The following is a 14,492-nucleotide window of genomic DNA, read 5'->3' as shown; positions in this document are numbered from 1 at the left end:
ACATGCCGCCCCAACAGGCGTTGACCGTGCTGGTCGCCGAAGACGGGGCCGCCGACAGAACGCTGCTGGCGCAGATCGTGCGCCGCCAAGGCCATCAGGTATTCACCGCAGAAAACGGCGAGCAGGCGGTGGCGTTGTTCGTCGAGCGGCGCCCGCAGCTGGTGCTGCTGGATGCACTGATGCCGGTGATGGATGGCTTCGAGGCTGCGCGGCAGATCAAGGCCCTGGCCGGCGAAGCGCTGGTGCCGATCATTTTCCTGACGTCGCTGAATGAGGAGGAGGGCCTGGTGCGCTGCCTGGAGGCCGGGGGCGATGACTTCATGGCCAAGCCGTACAGTGCGGTGATCCTCGGCGCCAAGATCCGCGCCATGGACCGCCTGCGCCGGCTGCAGGCTACCGTGCTGGAGCAGCGTGACCAGATTACCCGGCACCACCACCACCTGCTCAACGAGCAGCGGGTGGCCAAGGCGGTGTTCGACAAGGTGGCCCACTCCGGCTGCCTTTCTGCCCCCAACATCCGCTACCTGCAATCGCCCTATGCGCTGTTCAACGGCGACCTGATGCTGGCCGCGTTCACCCCGGCCGGTGACATGCGTGTGCTGCTTGGCGATTTCACCGGCCATGGTCTGCCAGCGGCGGTAGGGGCGATGCCGCTGGCTGAAGTGTTCTACGGCATGACCGCCAAGGGCTACGGCATGGCGCAGATCCTGCGCGAGATGAACGCCAAGCTCAAACGTATCCTGCCGGTGGACATGTTCTGCTGTGCACTGCTGCTCGACCTCAGCTTGCAGCGCGGTTCGGTCGAGGTGTGGAACGGGGGCATGCCCGATGGCTATCGCCTGTCGGTAAGTGGCCATATGCTATCATCACTGAGCTCTCGGCACCTGCCGCTGGGTATCCTGGCTGCAGAGCGTTTCGATGACAGCACTGAAGTGCTGCCCTTGGCACCGGGCGAGCGCTTGTTGCTGTTGTCGGACGGCGTGCTGGACACCGCCGATGACCAGGAACGGTTATTCGGCGTGGAGCGTTTGCGTGCGGTGTTGGCCGACAATCGCGACCCTGCGCAGCTGTTCGATGAAGTCATGCAGGCGCTGGAGCAATTTGGCGGGCACCCGCGTGATGACATCAGCCTGTGCGATATCCGCATGTTCAGCGCGGAGGAGCGGGTGCCGGCGCCGATGATCTATTCTGATAGCGGCCGTTCCAGCCCGCTGGACTGGTCGCTGGGGTTCGAGGTGCGTGGCGAGAGCCTCAAGCGCTTCAACCCGGTGCCGTATCTGGTGCAGTTGTTGCAGGAAATTCACGGCCTGCGGGCGCGCACCGGCAGCCTGCACGCGGTGCTCAGCGAGCTATATTCCAATGCGCTGGAGCATGGGGTGCTGGGCCTGGACTCACAGCTCAAGCGCGATGTGCAGGGGTTCGCCGACTATTATCAGGAGCGCGCCCGGCGGCTGGGTGCGTTGAGCGACGGTTTCGTGCGCATCGACTTCAGGGTTGAACCGCACGCCGAGGGCGGGCGTCTGATGATCGAGGTGCTCGACAGTGGCGCCGGGTTCGATGTGCAGCGTGTGCTGTCGCGGCCGTCGCTGGCGCAGGGCCTGAGCGGGCGTGGCCTGAACCTGATTCAGCGGCTGGCCAGCAATGCCCGCTGGAGCGAAGGCGGGCGTTGCGCACATGTGGAGTTCGTATGGTGAGCCACAGGTTGGCTCGGGCATAATCTGGCTTGATCAAGGAGTGAACAAGTGACTGACATGCATATTGACCACAAGGTCCTCAGTGACCTGCGTGAGGTCATGGAGGATGGCTACCTGCAGTTGGTGCAAACCTTTCTCGACGACTCTGAACGGCGCCTGAGCCAGCTGCACGCGGCCAAAAGCGCCGAAGAGCTTGGTGCGGCCGCCCACAGCTTCAAGGGCAGCAGCAGCAACATGGGCGCCATGGCCTTGGCTTGCCTGTGCCAGCAGCTGGAAGACCGCGCGCGGCAGCGACCGCTGTATGGGATCGAAGACCTGATCAACCGCATCGATCTGGAATATGTCGAGGTGCAGCACTTCTACCGCGATGAGCAGCAGCGTATTTCTGCAGGCTGATGTGTGAGTTGGCGCGAGTCTTGCTTTTATCCGGCTGGATGATCTTTCTGTTCCTGGCGCGGAGACCGCTCGATGCCTGTCGCACCCAACCCTTTGTTGCAAGCCAACGCCATTAAAAGCACCTCGCGTTCGGCCAGCGCGCAGGCGGATAAACCGCTGCAGGCGCTGGGTGACAAGGGCGACGGCTTTGGCCAGGTGATGGCCAGGCAGGGGCGTGATAAGGCCGTCGGGCAGGACGACAAGGCTGCCCCGGCCAAGGCAAAGGACAAACCTGAGGCCGCAGCGGGTGGCAAGAAAGACCCCGCCGACAAAACTGCGGTTGCCGATGACGGCAATAAATTGCCAGCTGACGACGCGGCCCAGGCCGATACCGGGCTGCGTGATGCCAGCCTGGTGGCCGGCCAGGTCACCGACGCCCAGCCCGGTGCGCAACTGATCCAGGCCCAGGCCGAGGCCGTTGCGCCGGTACTGCAGGCCGCCACGGCGCAGGTTGCTGCGCTGCCCGAAGAACCCGCTGCCGAAGAAGCCTTCGACCCCGATGCCGACCCGTTGGCCAACCTGCCAACCTTGCGGCTGGCCTTGGAGCACAGCGCCCAGGCCAAGGGTGGCACCTCGGCGCATGCGCTGGATCCGTCCCGGGCCCAGGGCGAAGATGGGCAGGCAGCCGTCAATACCTTGGCGAATCTGGTGGAAAATGCCGAGGGTGAAGCAGGTGAGCCGGGCGACAAAGCCTTTGGTGCCTTGCTTGAAGATGGCCTGAAAGACAGTAAGAGCGCCAGCAGCGACACCCGCATCGATGATTTCGCCAATCGCCTGGCCAGCCTGACCCAGGCGGCCACGGCCAAGACCGCCAACGCCGTGCCGGCCAATGCCAGCCCGTTACACCAGCCATTGCCGATGAACCAGGGTGCCTGGGCCGAGGGCCTGGTCAACCGGGTCATGTACCTGTCCAGCCAGAACCTCAAGTCGGCGGATATCCAGCTGGAGCCGGCGGAGCTGGGCCGCCTGGACATTCGCGTCAATGTTGCGACGGACCAGTCGACCCAGGTCACCTTCATCAGCGGTCACGCCGGTGTGCGTGATGCCCTCGACAGCCAGGTGCACCGCCTGCGCGAACTGTTCGCCCAGCAGGGGCTGGCCCAGCCGGATGTCAACGTGGCCGACCAGTCGCGCGGCCAGCAACAGCAGCAGGGGCAGGCGCAGGGCAGCAACCTGTCGGGGGTGGCAGCGCGCCAGGCGGAGCAGGGCGGGGGCGAGCCCGTCGAAGGCACCCGGCCTGTGGAGCAGCAGGTGGTTGTTGGCGACAGTGCGGTTGATTACTACGCCTGACCTTCATTTGCAGTGTCGGCCTCTTCGCGGGCATGCCCGCTCCCACAGGAGTTTCATCGCTTTCAAATCCTTTGCGGCACCTGTGGGAGCGGGCGTGCCCGCGAAGAAGGCAGCACCGCAAAACCTGCTGGAACCCATCGTCTGCAAAATCTGGCATAACACTTGCTCAAGCCAAGCCATCCACCTTTGAACCCCCGATGGACGACGGATTATTGGCATGGCGAAGAGCGAAGCAGTCAAAGACCCCGCCACTAAAGGCAAACTCAAACTGATCCTGCTGGCCGTCGTAGGCCTGTTGCTGGCGATCGGCCTTTCGGTGGGCGCTACCTGGTTCATCATGCACAAGAGCGATTCGGCCCCGGCCGCCGAGCCTGTGGCCGGCAACGTCAAGCCAGCAGCGATCTACGAGGCGCTGACCCCGGCATTTGTGGTGAATTTCAACCAGAACGGCCGCCAGCGCTACATGCAGCTGAGCATCACCATGCAGGCGCGCAACCAGGCCGACCTGGATGCCCTGAAGGTGCACATGCCGGTGATCCGCAACAACCTGGTGATGATGTTCTCCGGGCAGGGTTTCGACACCCTGGCCAGCAGCCCGGTCGGGCAGGAGATGTTGCGCCAGAAGGCGACCGCAGTGGTCCAGGAAGTGGCGCAGAAGGAAGTCGGCAAGCCGGTCATCGACCAGTTGCTGTTCACCAATTTCGTATTGCAGTAGGAGTCCGCAATGGCCGTACAGGACCTGCTGTCCCAGGATGAAATCGATGCCCTGTTGCACGGCGTCGACGACGGGCTGGTGCAGACCGAAAGTGCATCCGAGCCTGGCAGTATCAAAAGCTACGACCTGACCAGTCAGGACCGTATCGTGCGGGGTCGCATGCCGACCCTGGAAATGATCAACGAGCGCTTCGCCCGTTACACCCGTATCAGCATGTTCAACCTGCTGCGCCGTTCCGCCGACGTGGCCGTGGGTGGCGTACAGGTGATGAAGTTCGGCGAATACGTGCACTCGCTGTACGTGCCGACCAGCCTCAACCTGGTCAAGATCAAGCCGCTGCGCGGCACCTCGCTGTTCATCCTCGATGCCAAGCTGGTGTTCAAGCTGGTGGACAACTTCTTCGGTGGCGATGGCCGCCACGCCAAGATCGAAGGTCGCGAATTTACCCCTACCGAGCTGCGCGTGGTGCGCATGGTGCTGGACCAGTGTTTCGTCGACCTCAAGGAAGCCTGGCAGGCAATCATGCCGGTCACCTTCGAGTACATGAACTCCGAGGTCAACCCGGCCATGGCCAACATCGTCGGCCCCAGCGAGGCAGTGGTGGTGTCCACCTTCCACATCGAACTGGACGGTGGCGGCGGCGACCTGCACGTGACGATGCCGTACTCGATGATCGAGCCGGTGCGGGAAATGCTCGATGCCGGGTTCCAGTCCGACCTGGACGACCAGGACGAGCGCTGGGTCAAGGCCCTGCGCGAGGACGTGCTGGATGTGGCCGTGCCGCTGACCGCCACGGTCGCCCGCCGCCAGCTGAAGCTGCGCGACATCCTGCACATGCAGCCCGGTGACGTGATCCCGGTGGAGCTGCCCGAGCACCTGGTGCTGCGCGCCAACGGTGTGCCATCGTTCAAGGCGCGGCTGGGTTCGCACAAGGGCAACCTGGCCCTGCAGATCATCGACCCGATCGAACGCCGCTGACGGCGTGCCGGTCGCTCATAACGAATTGAATGCCTGTCGAGGAAACCATGGCTAACGAAAACGAGATCACCTCCGCAGAGGACCAGGCGCTGGCCGATGAGTGGGCTGCAGCCCTTGAGGAAACCGGCTCGGCCGGGCAGGCCGACATCGATGCGCTGCTGGGCGGTGACACCGGCAGCAGCGGCGGCGCTGGTCGCATGCCGATGGAAGAATTCGCCAGCTCGCCGAAACCGAACGAAAACGTCAGCCTCGAAGGCCCGAACCTGGACGTGATCCTGGACATCCCGGTGAACATCTCCATGGAAGTGGGTAGCACCGAGATCAATATTCGCAACCTGCTGCAACTCAACCAGGGCTCGGTGATCGAGCTGGACCGCCTGGCTGGCGAGCCGCTCGATGTGCTGGTCAATGGCACGCTGATCGCCCATGGCGAAGTGGTGGTGGTCAACGAGAAGTTCGGCATTCGCCTGACCGACGTGATCAGCCCCAGCGAACGTATCAAGAAGCTGCGCTGAGTGAAGGGCCCGATGCGCGCCATTGCGGCGTTCGCTGCACTGCTGGCCAGCCAGGCGTGCCTGGCCGCGGCCACGCCAACGGCGACCCCGGCGACGGCGCCTGGCAGCCTTGGCGGCCAGTTGGCGCAGATGGTCTTCGGCCTGCTGCTGGTGGTGGGCCTGATTTTCTTCCTGGCGTGGGTGCTGCGGCGTATGCAAAGCACGGCGGTGAAGGGCGGGCAGGTGATCGAGATCGTCGGCAGCCGGGCCATCGGCCCACGTGACCGCCTGCTGCTGGTGCAGGTGGGCAAGGAGCAGATCCTGATTGGCCACACCCCCGGCAGCATCGAGGCCTTGCATGTGCTGGCCGAACCTGTGGAAGTGCCGGCTGGCGCACGTCAGGCAACGCCGGAATTTGCCCAGCGGCTGATGGAGCTGATGGGCAAGGACCCTAAGGACAAGTTGTGATGAGCGGCCCGCTGCGTACGTTGTTGAACTCTTTATTGGGTGTGGCGCTGCTGCTGGCTGCGCCGCTCGCCCTGGCCGCCGACCCGTTGTCGATCCCGGCCATTACCCTGTCCAACGGGGCGGACGGGCAGCAGGAGTATTCGGTCAGCCTGCAGATTCTGCTGATCATGACGGCGCTCAGCTTCATCCCGGCGTTCGTCATCCTGATGACCAGCTTTACCCGCATCATCATCGTGTTCTCGATCCTGCGCCAGGCCCTGGGCCTGCAGCAGACGCCGTCGAACCAGATTCTGACCGGCATGGCGCTGTTCCTGACCATGTTCATCATGGCACCGGTGTTCGACCGGGTGAACTCGGACGCCCTGCAGCCGTACCTCAAGGAGCAGATGACCGCCCAGCAGGCCATCGACAAGGCCCAGGTGCCGCTCAAGGACTTCATGCTGGCGCAAACCCGGCAAAGCGACCTCGACCTGTTCATGCGCCTGTCCAAGCGCACCGACATTGCCGGCCCCGACCAGGTGCCGCTGACAATCCTGGTGCCGGCATTCGTCACCTCCGAGCTGAAAACCGCGTTCCAGATCGGTTTCATGATCTTCATCCCGTTCCTGATCATCGACATGGTGGTGGCGAGTGTGCTGATGGCCATGGGTATGATGATGCTGTCGCCGCTGATCATCTCGCTGCCGTTCAAGATCATGCTGTTCGTGCTGGTGGATGGCTGGGCGCTGATCATGGGTACCTTGGCCAGCAGTTTCGGCGGCGTCTGACGCCGTCAAGGAGAGCCGCCGATGACACCTGAAGTAGCTGTCGACCTGTTCCGTGATGCCCTGTGGCTGACCACCCTGATGGTCGCTGTGCTGGTGGTACCGAGCCTGTTGGTGGGGCTGGTGGTTGCGATGTTCCAGGCTGCCACCCAGATCAACGAACAGACCCTGAGCTTTTTGCCGCGTCTGCTGGTGATGCTGATCACGCTGATCGTCGCCGGGCCATGGCTGGTGCAGAAGTTCATGGAGTACATCACCACCCTCTACACCAACATCCCGCAGCTGATCGGTTGACGCGGATATGCTGGAGCTGACCGACGCGCAGATCGGCACTTGGGTTGCCACCTTCATCCTGCCGTTGTTCAGGGTGACTGCGGTGCTGATGACCATGCCGATCCTCGGCACGCGCATGCTGCCGGCGCGGGTGCGCCTGTACGTGGCGGTGGCCATTACCGTGGTGCTCGTGCCGGCGCTGCCGCCGTTGCCTGAATTCGACCCGCTGAGCCTGCGCGGCCTGTTGCTGTGCGCCGAACAGATCATCGTCGGTGCGCTGTTCGGCCTGGCCTTGCAGTTGTTGTTCCAGGCTTTCGTGATCGCCGGCCAGGTCGTCGCGGTGCAGATGGGCATGGCCTTCGCCTCGATGGTGGATCCCGCCAACGGCGTTAACGTCACGGTCATCAGCCAGTTCATGACCATGCTGGTGAGCGTGCTGTTCCTGTTGATGAACGGCCACCTGGTGGTGTTCGAGGTGCTGACCGAAAGCTTTACCACCTTGCCGGTGGGCAATGCGCTGATGGTCAACCAGTTCTGGGAGCTGGCGGGGCGGCTGGGTTGGGTATTTTCTGCCGGCCTGTTGCTGATCCTGCCGGTGATCGCTGCGTTGCTGGTGGTGAACATTGCCTTCGGCGTGATGACCCGCGCCGCGCCGCAGTTGAATATCTTCTCGATTGGCTTTCCGCTGACCCTGGTCATGGGTATGTTCATTTTCTGGGTCGGCCTGGCCGATGTGCTGTCCCACTACCAGGCATTGGCCAGCGAAGCGCTGCAATGGCTGCGTGAACTGGCGAGGGCGCGCTGAGCATGGCAGAAAGCGAGAGCGGCCAGGACAAGACAGAAGACCCCACCGACAAGCGCAAGCGCGATGCCCGCGAGAAAGGCGAGATCGCCCGCTCCAAGGAGCTGAATACGGTGGCGGTGACGCTGGCTGGCGCGGGTGGCCTGCTGGCATTCGGCGGTCATATGGCCGAGACGTTGCTGAGCATCATGCGCATGAACTTCAGCCTGACCCGCGACATCATTGTCGACGAGCGGGCCATGGGCGCCTTTCTGCTGGCCTCGGGCAAGATGGCGATATGGGCGGTGCAGCCGGTTCTGATCCTGCTGTTCGTGATTTCCTTCGTGGCACCTATTGCCCTCAGCGGCTTCCTGTTCTCTGGCAGCCTGCTGCAGCCAAAATTCAGCCGCATGAACCCGTTATCGGGGATCAAGCGCATGTTCTCGATGAATAGCCTGACTGAGCTGCTCAAGGCGCTGGCCAAGTTCTTCGTGATCTTGGTAGTCGCGGTGGTGGTGCTGTCCAACGACCGCCAGGCTTTGCTGGCGATTGCCAATGAGCCGCTGGAGCAGGCGATCATCCATAGCCTGCAGGTGGTGGGTTGGAGTGCCTTGTGGATGTCGGCCGGGCTGTTGCTGATTGCCGCGGCCGACGTGCCGTTCCAGCTGTACCAGACGCACAAGAAAATGAAGATGACCAAGCAGGAAGTGCGCGACGAGTACAAGGACAGCGAGGGCAAGCCCGAGGTCAAGCAACGCATTCGCCAGCTGCAGCGCGAGATGTCGCAGCGGCGCATGATGGCGGCGGTGCCGCAGGCCGATGTGATCATCACCAACCCGACGCACTATGCGGTGGCCCTGCAGTACGACCCGGAGAAGGGCGGGGCAGCACCATTGCTGCTGGCCAAGGGCACCGACTTCATGGCCTTGAAGATTCGGGAGATTGGCGTGGAGCACAAGATCCAGATCCTCGAATCGCCGGCGCTGGCGCGGGCGATCTACTACTCCACCGAGCCAGAGCAGGAGATCCCCGCCGGCTTGTACCTGGCCGTGGCGCAGGTGCTGGCCTATGTGTTCCAGATCCGCCAGTACCGCGCTGGCAGGGGCAAGCGGCCAGAGCCGTTGAAAGAAGACCTGCCGATCCCGCCGGACCTGCGTCGCGACAGTTGACCTCTTGTTATCCTTGAAGGCGGCGCGGTGCCTGTAGGAGCAGCCTTGCGCTGCGAAGAGGCCGGTAAGGCTGAAGTTGATCTTCTCTTGCAATGGCCTCTTCGCAGCACAAGGCTGCTCCTGCAAAAACAGCATCCTCTCCCGAGCAAAGTTGGAAGGCTTCTTGCAGAGCCACGCCCAGGCGCCCCCTGGGCGTCAAAGTTTTGCATCAAGAGGACTCGCGGTGGATCGCACTCAGTTAATCAGCAACGCCCGCAACAACCTGGCCGGTCTCGGCCGGGGCAACCTGGGCGTGCCGCTGCTGCTGCTGGTGATGTTGGCAATGATGATGTTGCCGATACCACCGTTCCTGCTCGACGTGTTCTTCACCTTCAACATCGCCCTGTCGATCGTGGTGCTGCTGGTGTGCGTGTACGCCTTGCGCCCGCTGGACTTCGCCGCATTTCCCACCATCCTGCTGGTGGCCACGCTGCTGCGCCTGGCCCTGAACGTGGCGTCCACCCGCGTGGTCATGCTGCATGGCCAGGAGGGCCACGGCGCTGCCGGTAAGGTGATCCAGGCCTTCGGCGAGGTGGTGATCGGCGGCAACTACGTGGTCGGTGCGGTGGTGTTCGCCATCCTCATGATCATCAACTTCGTGGTAGTGACCAAGGGCGCCGGGCGTATCTCCGAAGTGAGCGCGCGCTTCACCCTCGACGCCATGCCCGGCAAGCAGATGGCCATCGATGCCGACCTCAACGCCGGCTTGATCGACCAGGCCCAGGCCAAGCACCGCCGTGCCGAAGTGGCGCAAGAGGCGGAGTTCTACGGCTCGATGGACGGTGCCAGCAAGTTCGTCCGCGGTGATGCCATCGCCGGCCTGCTGATCCTGTTCATCAACCTGATCGGCGGCATGCTGATCGGCATGTTGCAGCACGGCATGAGCTTTGGCGATGCCGGCAAGGTATACGCCCTGCTGACCATCGGTGACGGTTTGGTGGCGCAATTGCCATCACTGCTGCTGTCCACCGCCGCCGCGATCATGGTCACCCGCGCCTCGGGCTCCGAGGACATGGGCAAGCTGATCAACCGGCAAATGTTCGATTCGCCCAAGGCCCTGGCGGTGTCCGGCGGGCTGATGATCGTCATGGGGCTGGTGCCGGGCATGCCGCATGTGGCCTTCCTCAGCCTTGGCCTGCTGGCCTGCGGCGGCGCCTACCTGGTGTGGAAGAAGCAGAACAAGGTCAAGCTGGAGGCGCTACAAGAGGCGCAGCGCCAGCAAGACCTGTTGCCCTCGCCGCAGCGCGCGCTTGATACCAAGGAGCTGGGCTGGGACGACGTGACGCCCATCGACATGATCGGCCTGGAAGTCGGTTACCGGCTGATCCCGCTGGTCGACCGCAACCAGGGCGGCCAGTTGCTGGCGCGGATCAAGGGTGTGCGCAAGAAGCTGTCCCAGGACCTGGGTTTCCTCATGCCCACCGTGCACATTCGTGACAACCTCGACCTGCAGCCCAGCGCCTATCGCCTGACACTGATGGGGGTGATCCTGGCCGAAGCGGAGATTTACCCGGACCGGGAGCTGGCGATCAACCCCGGGCAAGTGTTCGGCACCCTGAACGGCATTGCAGCTCGTGACCCGGCGTTTGGCCTGGAGGCGGTGTGGATCGACGTCGGCCAGCGTTCCCAGGCGCAGTCGCTGGGCTACACCGTGGTCGACGCAAGCACCGTGGTGGCCACCCACCTCAACCAGATCCTGCAGAAGCACTGCCATGAGCTGATTGGCCACGAAGAGGTTCAGCAACTGCTGCAGGTGCTGTCCAAGGCATCGCCTAAACTTGCAGAAGAGCTGGTGCCGGGTGTCATTTCCTTGTCGGGCCTGCTCAAGGTGCTGCAAGCGCTGTTGTCGGAACAGGTGCCGGTGCGCGATATTCGCAGTATTGCCGAAGCCATCGCCAACAACGCCGGCAAGAGTCAAGATACCGCCGCGCTGGTGGCGGTGGTGCGCGTCGGATTGTGTCGCGCCATCGTGCAAAGCATTGTCGGCGTTGAGTCGGAGCTGCCAGTGATTACCCTGGAGCCAAGGTTGGAACAGATTTTGCTCAATAGTCTGCAAAGGGCCGGGCAGGGTCAGGAAGATGGTGTTCTTCTGGAGCCGAGCATGGCCGAGAAGCTGCAACGTTCGCTGATCGAAGCGGCCCAGCGCCAGGAAATGCAGGGCCAGCCGGCCATCCTGCTGGTCGCCGGCCCGATCCGCGCCATGCTGTCGCGTTTCGGTCGCCTGGCTGTACCGAATTTGCATGTTCTGGCGTATCAGGAAATACCGGACAACAAGCAAGTCACCATCGTTGCCACCGTGGGCCCTAACGGCTGAGGTAGTGGATAATGCAAGTTAAGCGATTTTTCGCCGCCGATATGCGTCAGGCCATGAAACTGGTCCGTGACGAGCTGGGCGCCGATGCCGCGATCATTGGCAACCGCCGCATTGCCGGTGGTGTCGAACTGACGGCCGCGCTGGACTACAAGCTGTCCGCCCTGGCTCCGCGCGTGCCCAACGCCGAGCTGGAAGAAGAGCTGCGCAAGACCCATACGCGCATCGCCACTGCCCAGGCCGAGCTGGACCACCGCCAGGACAGCAGCGACAACAACCGCCAATTGTTTGCCGGGCAGTCGCTGACCGCCGCCGAGCCGTTGATCGAGCCGCATGTCGATGCCCCTGAGGCTGCCGCTGCGCCTGCTGCGGCGCCGGTCGATCCGCGCTTGTTCGATGCCATGCGCTCCGAGCTGTCGGGCCTGCGCGAGCTGCTGGAAGTGCAACTCGGTTCGCTGGCCTGGAGCCAGCTGCAGGGCAGCAAGCCACAGCAGGCCAACCTCTGGCGCCGGCTGCAGCGCATCGGCCTGTCCGGGCCTATCGCCCGTGAGTTGCTCGACCTCACCGCCGAGATCGAAGAGCCTCGCCAGGCCTGGCGCATGCTGCTGGCGCACCTGGCGCGGATGATCGAAATCCCCGAAATCGAACCGATCGAAGAGGGTGGGGTAATTGCCATGGTCGGCCCGGCCGGCATGGGCAAGACCACCACCCTGGCCAAGCTGGCTGCCCGCTACGTGCTCAAGTATGGCGCGCAGAACCTGGCGCTGGTGAGCATGGACAGTTTTCGTATCGGCGCCCAGGAGCAGCTCAAGACCCTGGGCCGCATCCTCAACGTGCCAGTGACCTACGTCGACCCGGGCCAGTCGCTGGCTGCGGCACTGGAACCACTGCTGCGCAAACGCGTCGTGCTGATCGATACCGCCGGCCTGCAGGCCAGCGACCCGGCACTGCGCATGCAGCTGGAAACCCTGGCCGGGCGTGGCATTGCCGCGAAGAATTACCTGGTGCTGGCTACCACCAGCCAGAAGCAAGTACTGACCGCCGCCTACCACAGCTACAAGCGCTGTGGCCTGGCCGGTTGCATCCTGACCAAACTGGATGAAACGGCAAGCCTTGGCGATGTGCTGAGCCTTGCCATCAGTCATGAACTGCCCGTGGCCTACCTCACCGATGGCCCGCGCATTCCTGACGACCTGCACCTGCCGCGTGGCCACCAATTGGTGTCCCGTGCGGTCAATGTGCAGCAGCAGGACGAGCCCAGCGAGGAGGCCATGGCCGACATGTTCGCTGATCTCTATCACAACCCCCGGCGAGCGGGTTGACCATGAAGCGTGTGCAAAGTAGCTATGCCAAGGGGTACGCAGAATTGCCCCACGTGTGGCCTGAGTCCCAGCGAGACAAGGTAAAGAACAGACATGGGTAGCATGCATCCCGTACAGGTGATCGCCGTGACCGGTGGCAAAGGTGGCGTCGGCAAGACTAACGTTTCAGTGAACTTGTCCCTGGCGCTGGCCGAGCTTGGCCGCAGGGTCATGCTGCTGGACGCCGACCTGGGCCTGGCCAACGTCGACGTGTTGCTGGGCCTTACCCCCAAACGTACCCTGGCCGATGTAATCGAGGGGCGCTGCGAGCTGCGTGACGTGATGCTGCAGGGCCCTGGCGGTGTGCGCATCGTACCGGCGGCATCGGGCACCCAGAGCATGGTGCACCTGGCCCCGGCCCAGCATGCCGGGCTGATCCAGGCGTTCAGCGAAATCGGCGACAACCTCGACGTGCTGGTGATCGACACTGCGGCGGGGATTGGCGAGTCAGTGGTCAGCTTCGTTCGCGCCGCCCAGGAAGTGCTGCTGGTGGTCTGTGACGAGCCCACCTCGATCACCGATGCCTACGCCCTGATCAAACTGCTCAACCGCGACTACGGGATGAATCGTTTCCGTGTGCTGGCCAACATGGCGCAGAGCCCGCAGGAAGGGCGCAACCTGTTCGCCAAGCTGACCAAGGTCACCGACCGCTTCCTCGACGTTGCCCTGCAGTACGTGGGCGCCGTGCCGTACGACGAGTGTGTGCGCAAGGCAGTGCAGAAGCAGCGCGCCGTCTACGAAGCCTTCCCTCGCTCCAAGTGCGCGCTGGCTTTCAAGGCGATCGCCCAGAAGGTCGACAGCTGGCCGCTGCCGGCCAATCCGCGCGGCCATCTGGAGTTCTTTGTCGAGCGTCTGGTGCAACCCACCAGCGCGGGACCCGTGCTATGAACGCCAGCGGCTTCAAGATGTACAGCCGGGCGGCGAAAGACGCCCAGTACGAGCTGATCGAACGCTACGCCCCGCTGGTCAAGCGCATTGCCTACCACCTGTTGGCGCGGTTACCGGCCAACGTGCAGGTCGAGGACCTGATCCAGGCCGGCATGATCGGCCTGCTTGAAGTGGCCAACAAATATGACGCCAGCAAAGGCGCCAGCTTTGAAACCTATGCCGGCATCCGCATCCGCGGGGCCATGCTGGACGAGGTGCGCAAGGGCGACTGGGCACCGCGTTCGGTGCACCGCAACACCCGCATGGTCAGTGACGCGATGCGTGCTGTTGAAGCCAGAACAGGCCGGGACGCTAAAGATCATGAAGTTGCTGCCGAACTCCAATTGAGTCTCGATGATTACTACGGGATCTTGAACGATACCTTGGGCAGCCGCCTGTTCAGCTTTGACGACCTGTTGCAGGACGGCGAGCACGAAGGGCTGCATGAGGATGGCGCCAGTGGCCATGTCGAACCTGCGCGTGGCCTGGAGGACGAACGCTTCCAGGCTGCCCTGACCGAGGCCATTGCCAACCTGCCGGAGCGTGAGCGCCTGGTGCTGGCGCTGTACTACGACGAAGAGCTGAACCTCAAGGAAATCGGCGAGGTGCTTGGGGTCAGCGAGTCGCGGGTCAGCCAGTTGCACAGCCAGTGTGCCGCGCGCCTGCGTAGCCGCCTGGGGGAATGGCGGGCGCGTTGAGCCCGGTGTCGTTGCAGTCGTTTTCCACGTGCGTTATCCACGTTGTACCGAATTGAATGAGTGCGTGCCCGGTAGACCGGGCGCGTTTGAGACTG

The 14,492-nt window shown here is 63.3% G+C and carries 15 protein-coding genes; all 15 read left to right on the top strand.

Translation table 11 applies throughout. From position 1 onward, the window contains the following. Positions 1–2 precede the first annotated feature (2 nt). The 15 genes from E8E78_RS26765 (at position 3) to fliA (ending at position 14,397) form a co-directional block, all read left to right on the top strand. Positions 3–1,694, top strand: a complete 1,692-nt coding sequence (locus E8E78_RS26765; RefSeq protein ID WP_059394794.1) for a fused response regulator/phosphatase — start codon at positions 3–5, stop codon at positions 1,692–1,694. Between the two features lie 48 nt (positions 1,695–1,742). Beyond that, positions 1,743–2,090 (top strand): Hpt domain-containing protein, encoded by a 348-nt coding sequence (locus tag E8E78_RS26760; protein WP_280311734.1) that lies wholly within the window; start codon positions 1,743–1,745, stop codon positions 2,088–2,090. A gap of 72 nt (positions 2,091–2,162) precedes the next feature. Beyond that, entirely contained in the window at positions 2,163–3,419 is a 1,257-nt protein-coding gene (locus tag E8E78_RS26755; protein WP_059394795.1) for a flagellar hook-length control protein FliK, read from the top strand. A gap of 217 nt (positions 3,420–3,636) precedes the next feature. Further along, on the top strand, positions 3,637–4,134 hold the full coding sequence (gene fliL / locus E8E78_RS26750) for a flagellar basal body-associated protein FliL (protein ID WP_016498557.1): 498 nt from the start codon (positions 3,637–3,639) through the stop codon (positions 4,132–4,134). A 9-nt stretch (positions 4,135–4,143) separates the two neighbouring features. Next, positions 4,144–5,112 (top strand): flagellar motor switch protein FliM, encoded by a 969-nt coding sequence (gene fliM, locus E8E78_RS26745; RefSeq protein ID WP_013973595.1) that lies wholly within the window; start codon positions 4,144–4,146, stop codon positions 5,110–5,112. A 47-nt stretch (positions 5,113–5,159) separates the two neighbouring features. Then, entirely contained in the window at positions 5,160–5,627 is a 468-nt protein-coding gene (gene fliN / locus E8E78_RS26740) for a flagellar motor switch protein FliN (RefSeq protein WP_049274740.1), read from the top strand. Between the two features lie 12 nt (positions 5,628–5,639). After that, on the top strand, positions 5,640–6,074 hold the full coding sequence (fliO, locus tag E8E78_RS26735) for a flagellar biosynthetic protein FliO (RefSeq protein ID WP_059394804.1): 435 nt from the start codon (positions 5,640–5,642) through the stop codon (positions 6,072–6,074). Then, positions 6,074–6,841, top strand: a complete 768-nt coding sequence (gene fliP / locus E8E78_RS26730) for a flagellar type III secretion system pore protein FliP (protein ID WP_016498560.1) — start codon at positions 6,074–6,076, stop codon at positions 6,839–6,841. Before fliO ends, fliP begins: the two co-directional genes overlap by 1 nt. 21 nt (positions 6,842–6,862) lie before the next feature. Further along, entirely contained in the window at positions 6,863–7,132 is a 270-nt protein-coding gene (gene fliQ, locus E8E78_RS26725) for a flagellar biosynthesis protein FliQ (protein ID WP_012273497.1), read from the top strand. 7 nt (positions 7,133–7,139) lie between these two features. Continuing rightward, positions 7,140–7,916 carry a flagellar biosynthetic protein FliR gene (gene fliR / locus E8E78_RS26720; RefSeq protein WP_274138440.1) on the top strand — a complete coding sequence of 259 codons (777 nt, stop codon included), beginning with the start codon at positions 7,140–7,142 and terminating at the stop codon, positions 7,914–7,916. 2 nt (positions 7,917–7,918) lie between these two features. After that, entirely contained in the window at positions 7,919–9,061 is a 1,143-nt protein-coding gene (flhB, locus tag E8E78_RS26715; RefSeq protein ID WP_061203380.1) for a flagellar biosynthesis protein FlhB, read from the top strand. 223 nt (positions 9,062–9,284) lie between these two features. Continuing rightward, entirely contained in the window at positions 9,285–11,414 is a 2,130-nt protein-coding gene (gene flhA / locus E8E78_RS26710; protein ID WP_016498563.1) for a flagellar biosynthesis protein FlhA, read from the top strand. Positions 11,415–11,425: 11 nt separating this feature from the next. Beyond that, positions 11,426–12,733 carry a flagellar biosynthesis protein FlhF gene (gene flhF, locus E8E78_RS26705; RefSeq protein ID WP_059394800.1) on the top strand — a complete coding sequence of 436 codons (1,308 nt, stop codon included), beginning with the start codon at positions 11,426–11,428 and terminating at the stop codon, positions 12,731–12,733. Between the two features lie 93 nt (positions 12,734–12,826). Then, positions 12,827–13,660 carry a flagellar synthesis regulator FleN gene (fleN, locus tag E8E78_RS26700; protein ID WP_012273492.1) on the top strand — a complete coding sequence of 278 codons (834 nt, stop codon included), beginning with the start codon at positions 12,827–12,829 and terminating at the stop codon, positions 13,658–13,660. Continuing rightward, positions 13,657–14,397, top strand: coding sequence for an RNA polymerase sigma factor FliA (gene fliA / locus E8E78_RS26695; protein ID WP_019472908.1), 741 nt, complete (start codon positions 13,657–13,659; stop codon positions 14,395–14,397). The genes fleN and fliA overlap by 4 nt, the downstream gene beginning before the upstream one ends. Positions 14,398–14,492: the final 95 nt, after the last annotated feature.

It is taken from the genome of Pseudomonas sp. BN505, from assembly GCF_029873175.1.
Taxonomy (GTDB): Bacteria; Pseudomonadota; Gammaproteobacteria; order Pseudomonadales; family Pseudomonadaceae; genus Aquipseudomonas; species Aquipseudomonas putida.
The sequence above is the reverse complement of the archived record's forward strand: the minus strand, read 5'-3'. Positions and strand labels throughout refer to the sequence as shown.

Excerpts from the sequence above, each read along its gene's own strand:
- E8E78_RS26765 (WP_059394794.1), top strand. The coding sequence starts at position 3 with ATGCCGCCCCAACAGGCGTTGACCGTGCTGGTCGCCGAAGACGGGGCC.
- E8E78_RS26755 (WP_059394795.1), top strand. The coding sequence starts at position 2,163 with ATGCCTGTCGCACCCAACCCTTTGTTGCAAGCCAACGCCATTAAAAGC.
- fliL (WP_016498557.1), top strand. The coding sequence starts at position 3,637 with ATGGCGAAGAGCGAAGCAGTCAAAGACCCCGCCACTAAAGGCAAACTC.
- fliM (WP_013973595.1), top strand. The coding sequence starts at position 4,144 with ATGGCCGTACAGGACCTGCTGTCCCAGGATGAAATCGATGCCCTGTTG.
- fliN (WP_049274740.1), top strand. The coding sequence starts at position 5,160 with ATGGCTAACGAAAACGAGATCACCTCCGCAGAGGACCAGGCGCTGGCC.
- fliO (WP_059394804.1), top strand. The coding sequence starts at position 5,640 with ATGCGCGCCATTGCGGCGTTCGCTGCACTGCTGGCCAGCCAGGCGTGC.
- fliP (WP_016498560.1), top strand. The coding sequence starts at position 6,074 with ATGAGCGGCCCGCTGCGTACGTTGTTGAACTCTTTATTGGGTGTGGCG.
- fliQ (WP_012273497.1), top strand. The coding sequence starts at position 6,863 with ATGACACCTGAAGTAGCTGTCGACCTGTTCCGTGATGCCCTGTGGCTG.
- fliR (WP_274138440.1), top strand. The coding sequence starts at position 7,140 with ATGCTGGAGCTGACCGACGCGCAGATCGGCACTTGGGTTGCCACCTTC.
- flhB (WP_061203380.1), top strand. The coding sequence starts at position 7,919 with ATGGCAGAAAGCGAGAGCGGCCAGGACAAGACAGAAGACCCCACCGAC.
- flhF (WP_059394800.1), top strand. The coding sequence starts at position 11,426 with ATGCAAGTTAAGCGATTTTTCGCCGCCGATATGCGTCAGGCCATGAAA.
- fleN (WP_012273492.1), top strand. The coding sequence starts at position 12,827 with ATGGGTAGCATGCATCCCGTACAGGTGATCGCCGTGACCGGTGGCAAA.
- fliA (WP_019472908.1), top strand. The coding sequence starts at position 13,657 with ATGAACGCCAGCGGCTTCAAGATGTACAGCCGGGCGGCGAAAGACGCC.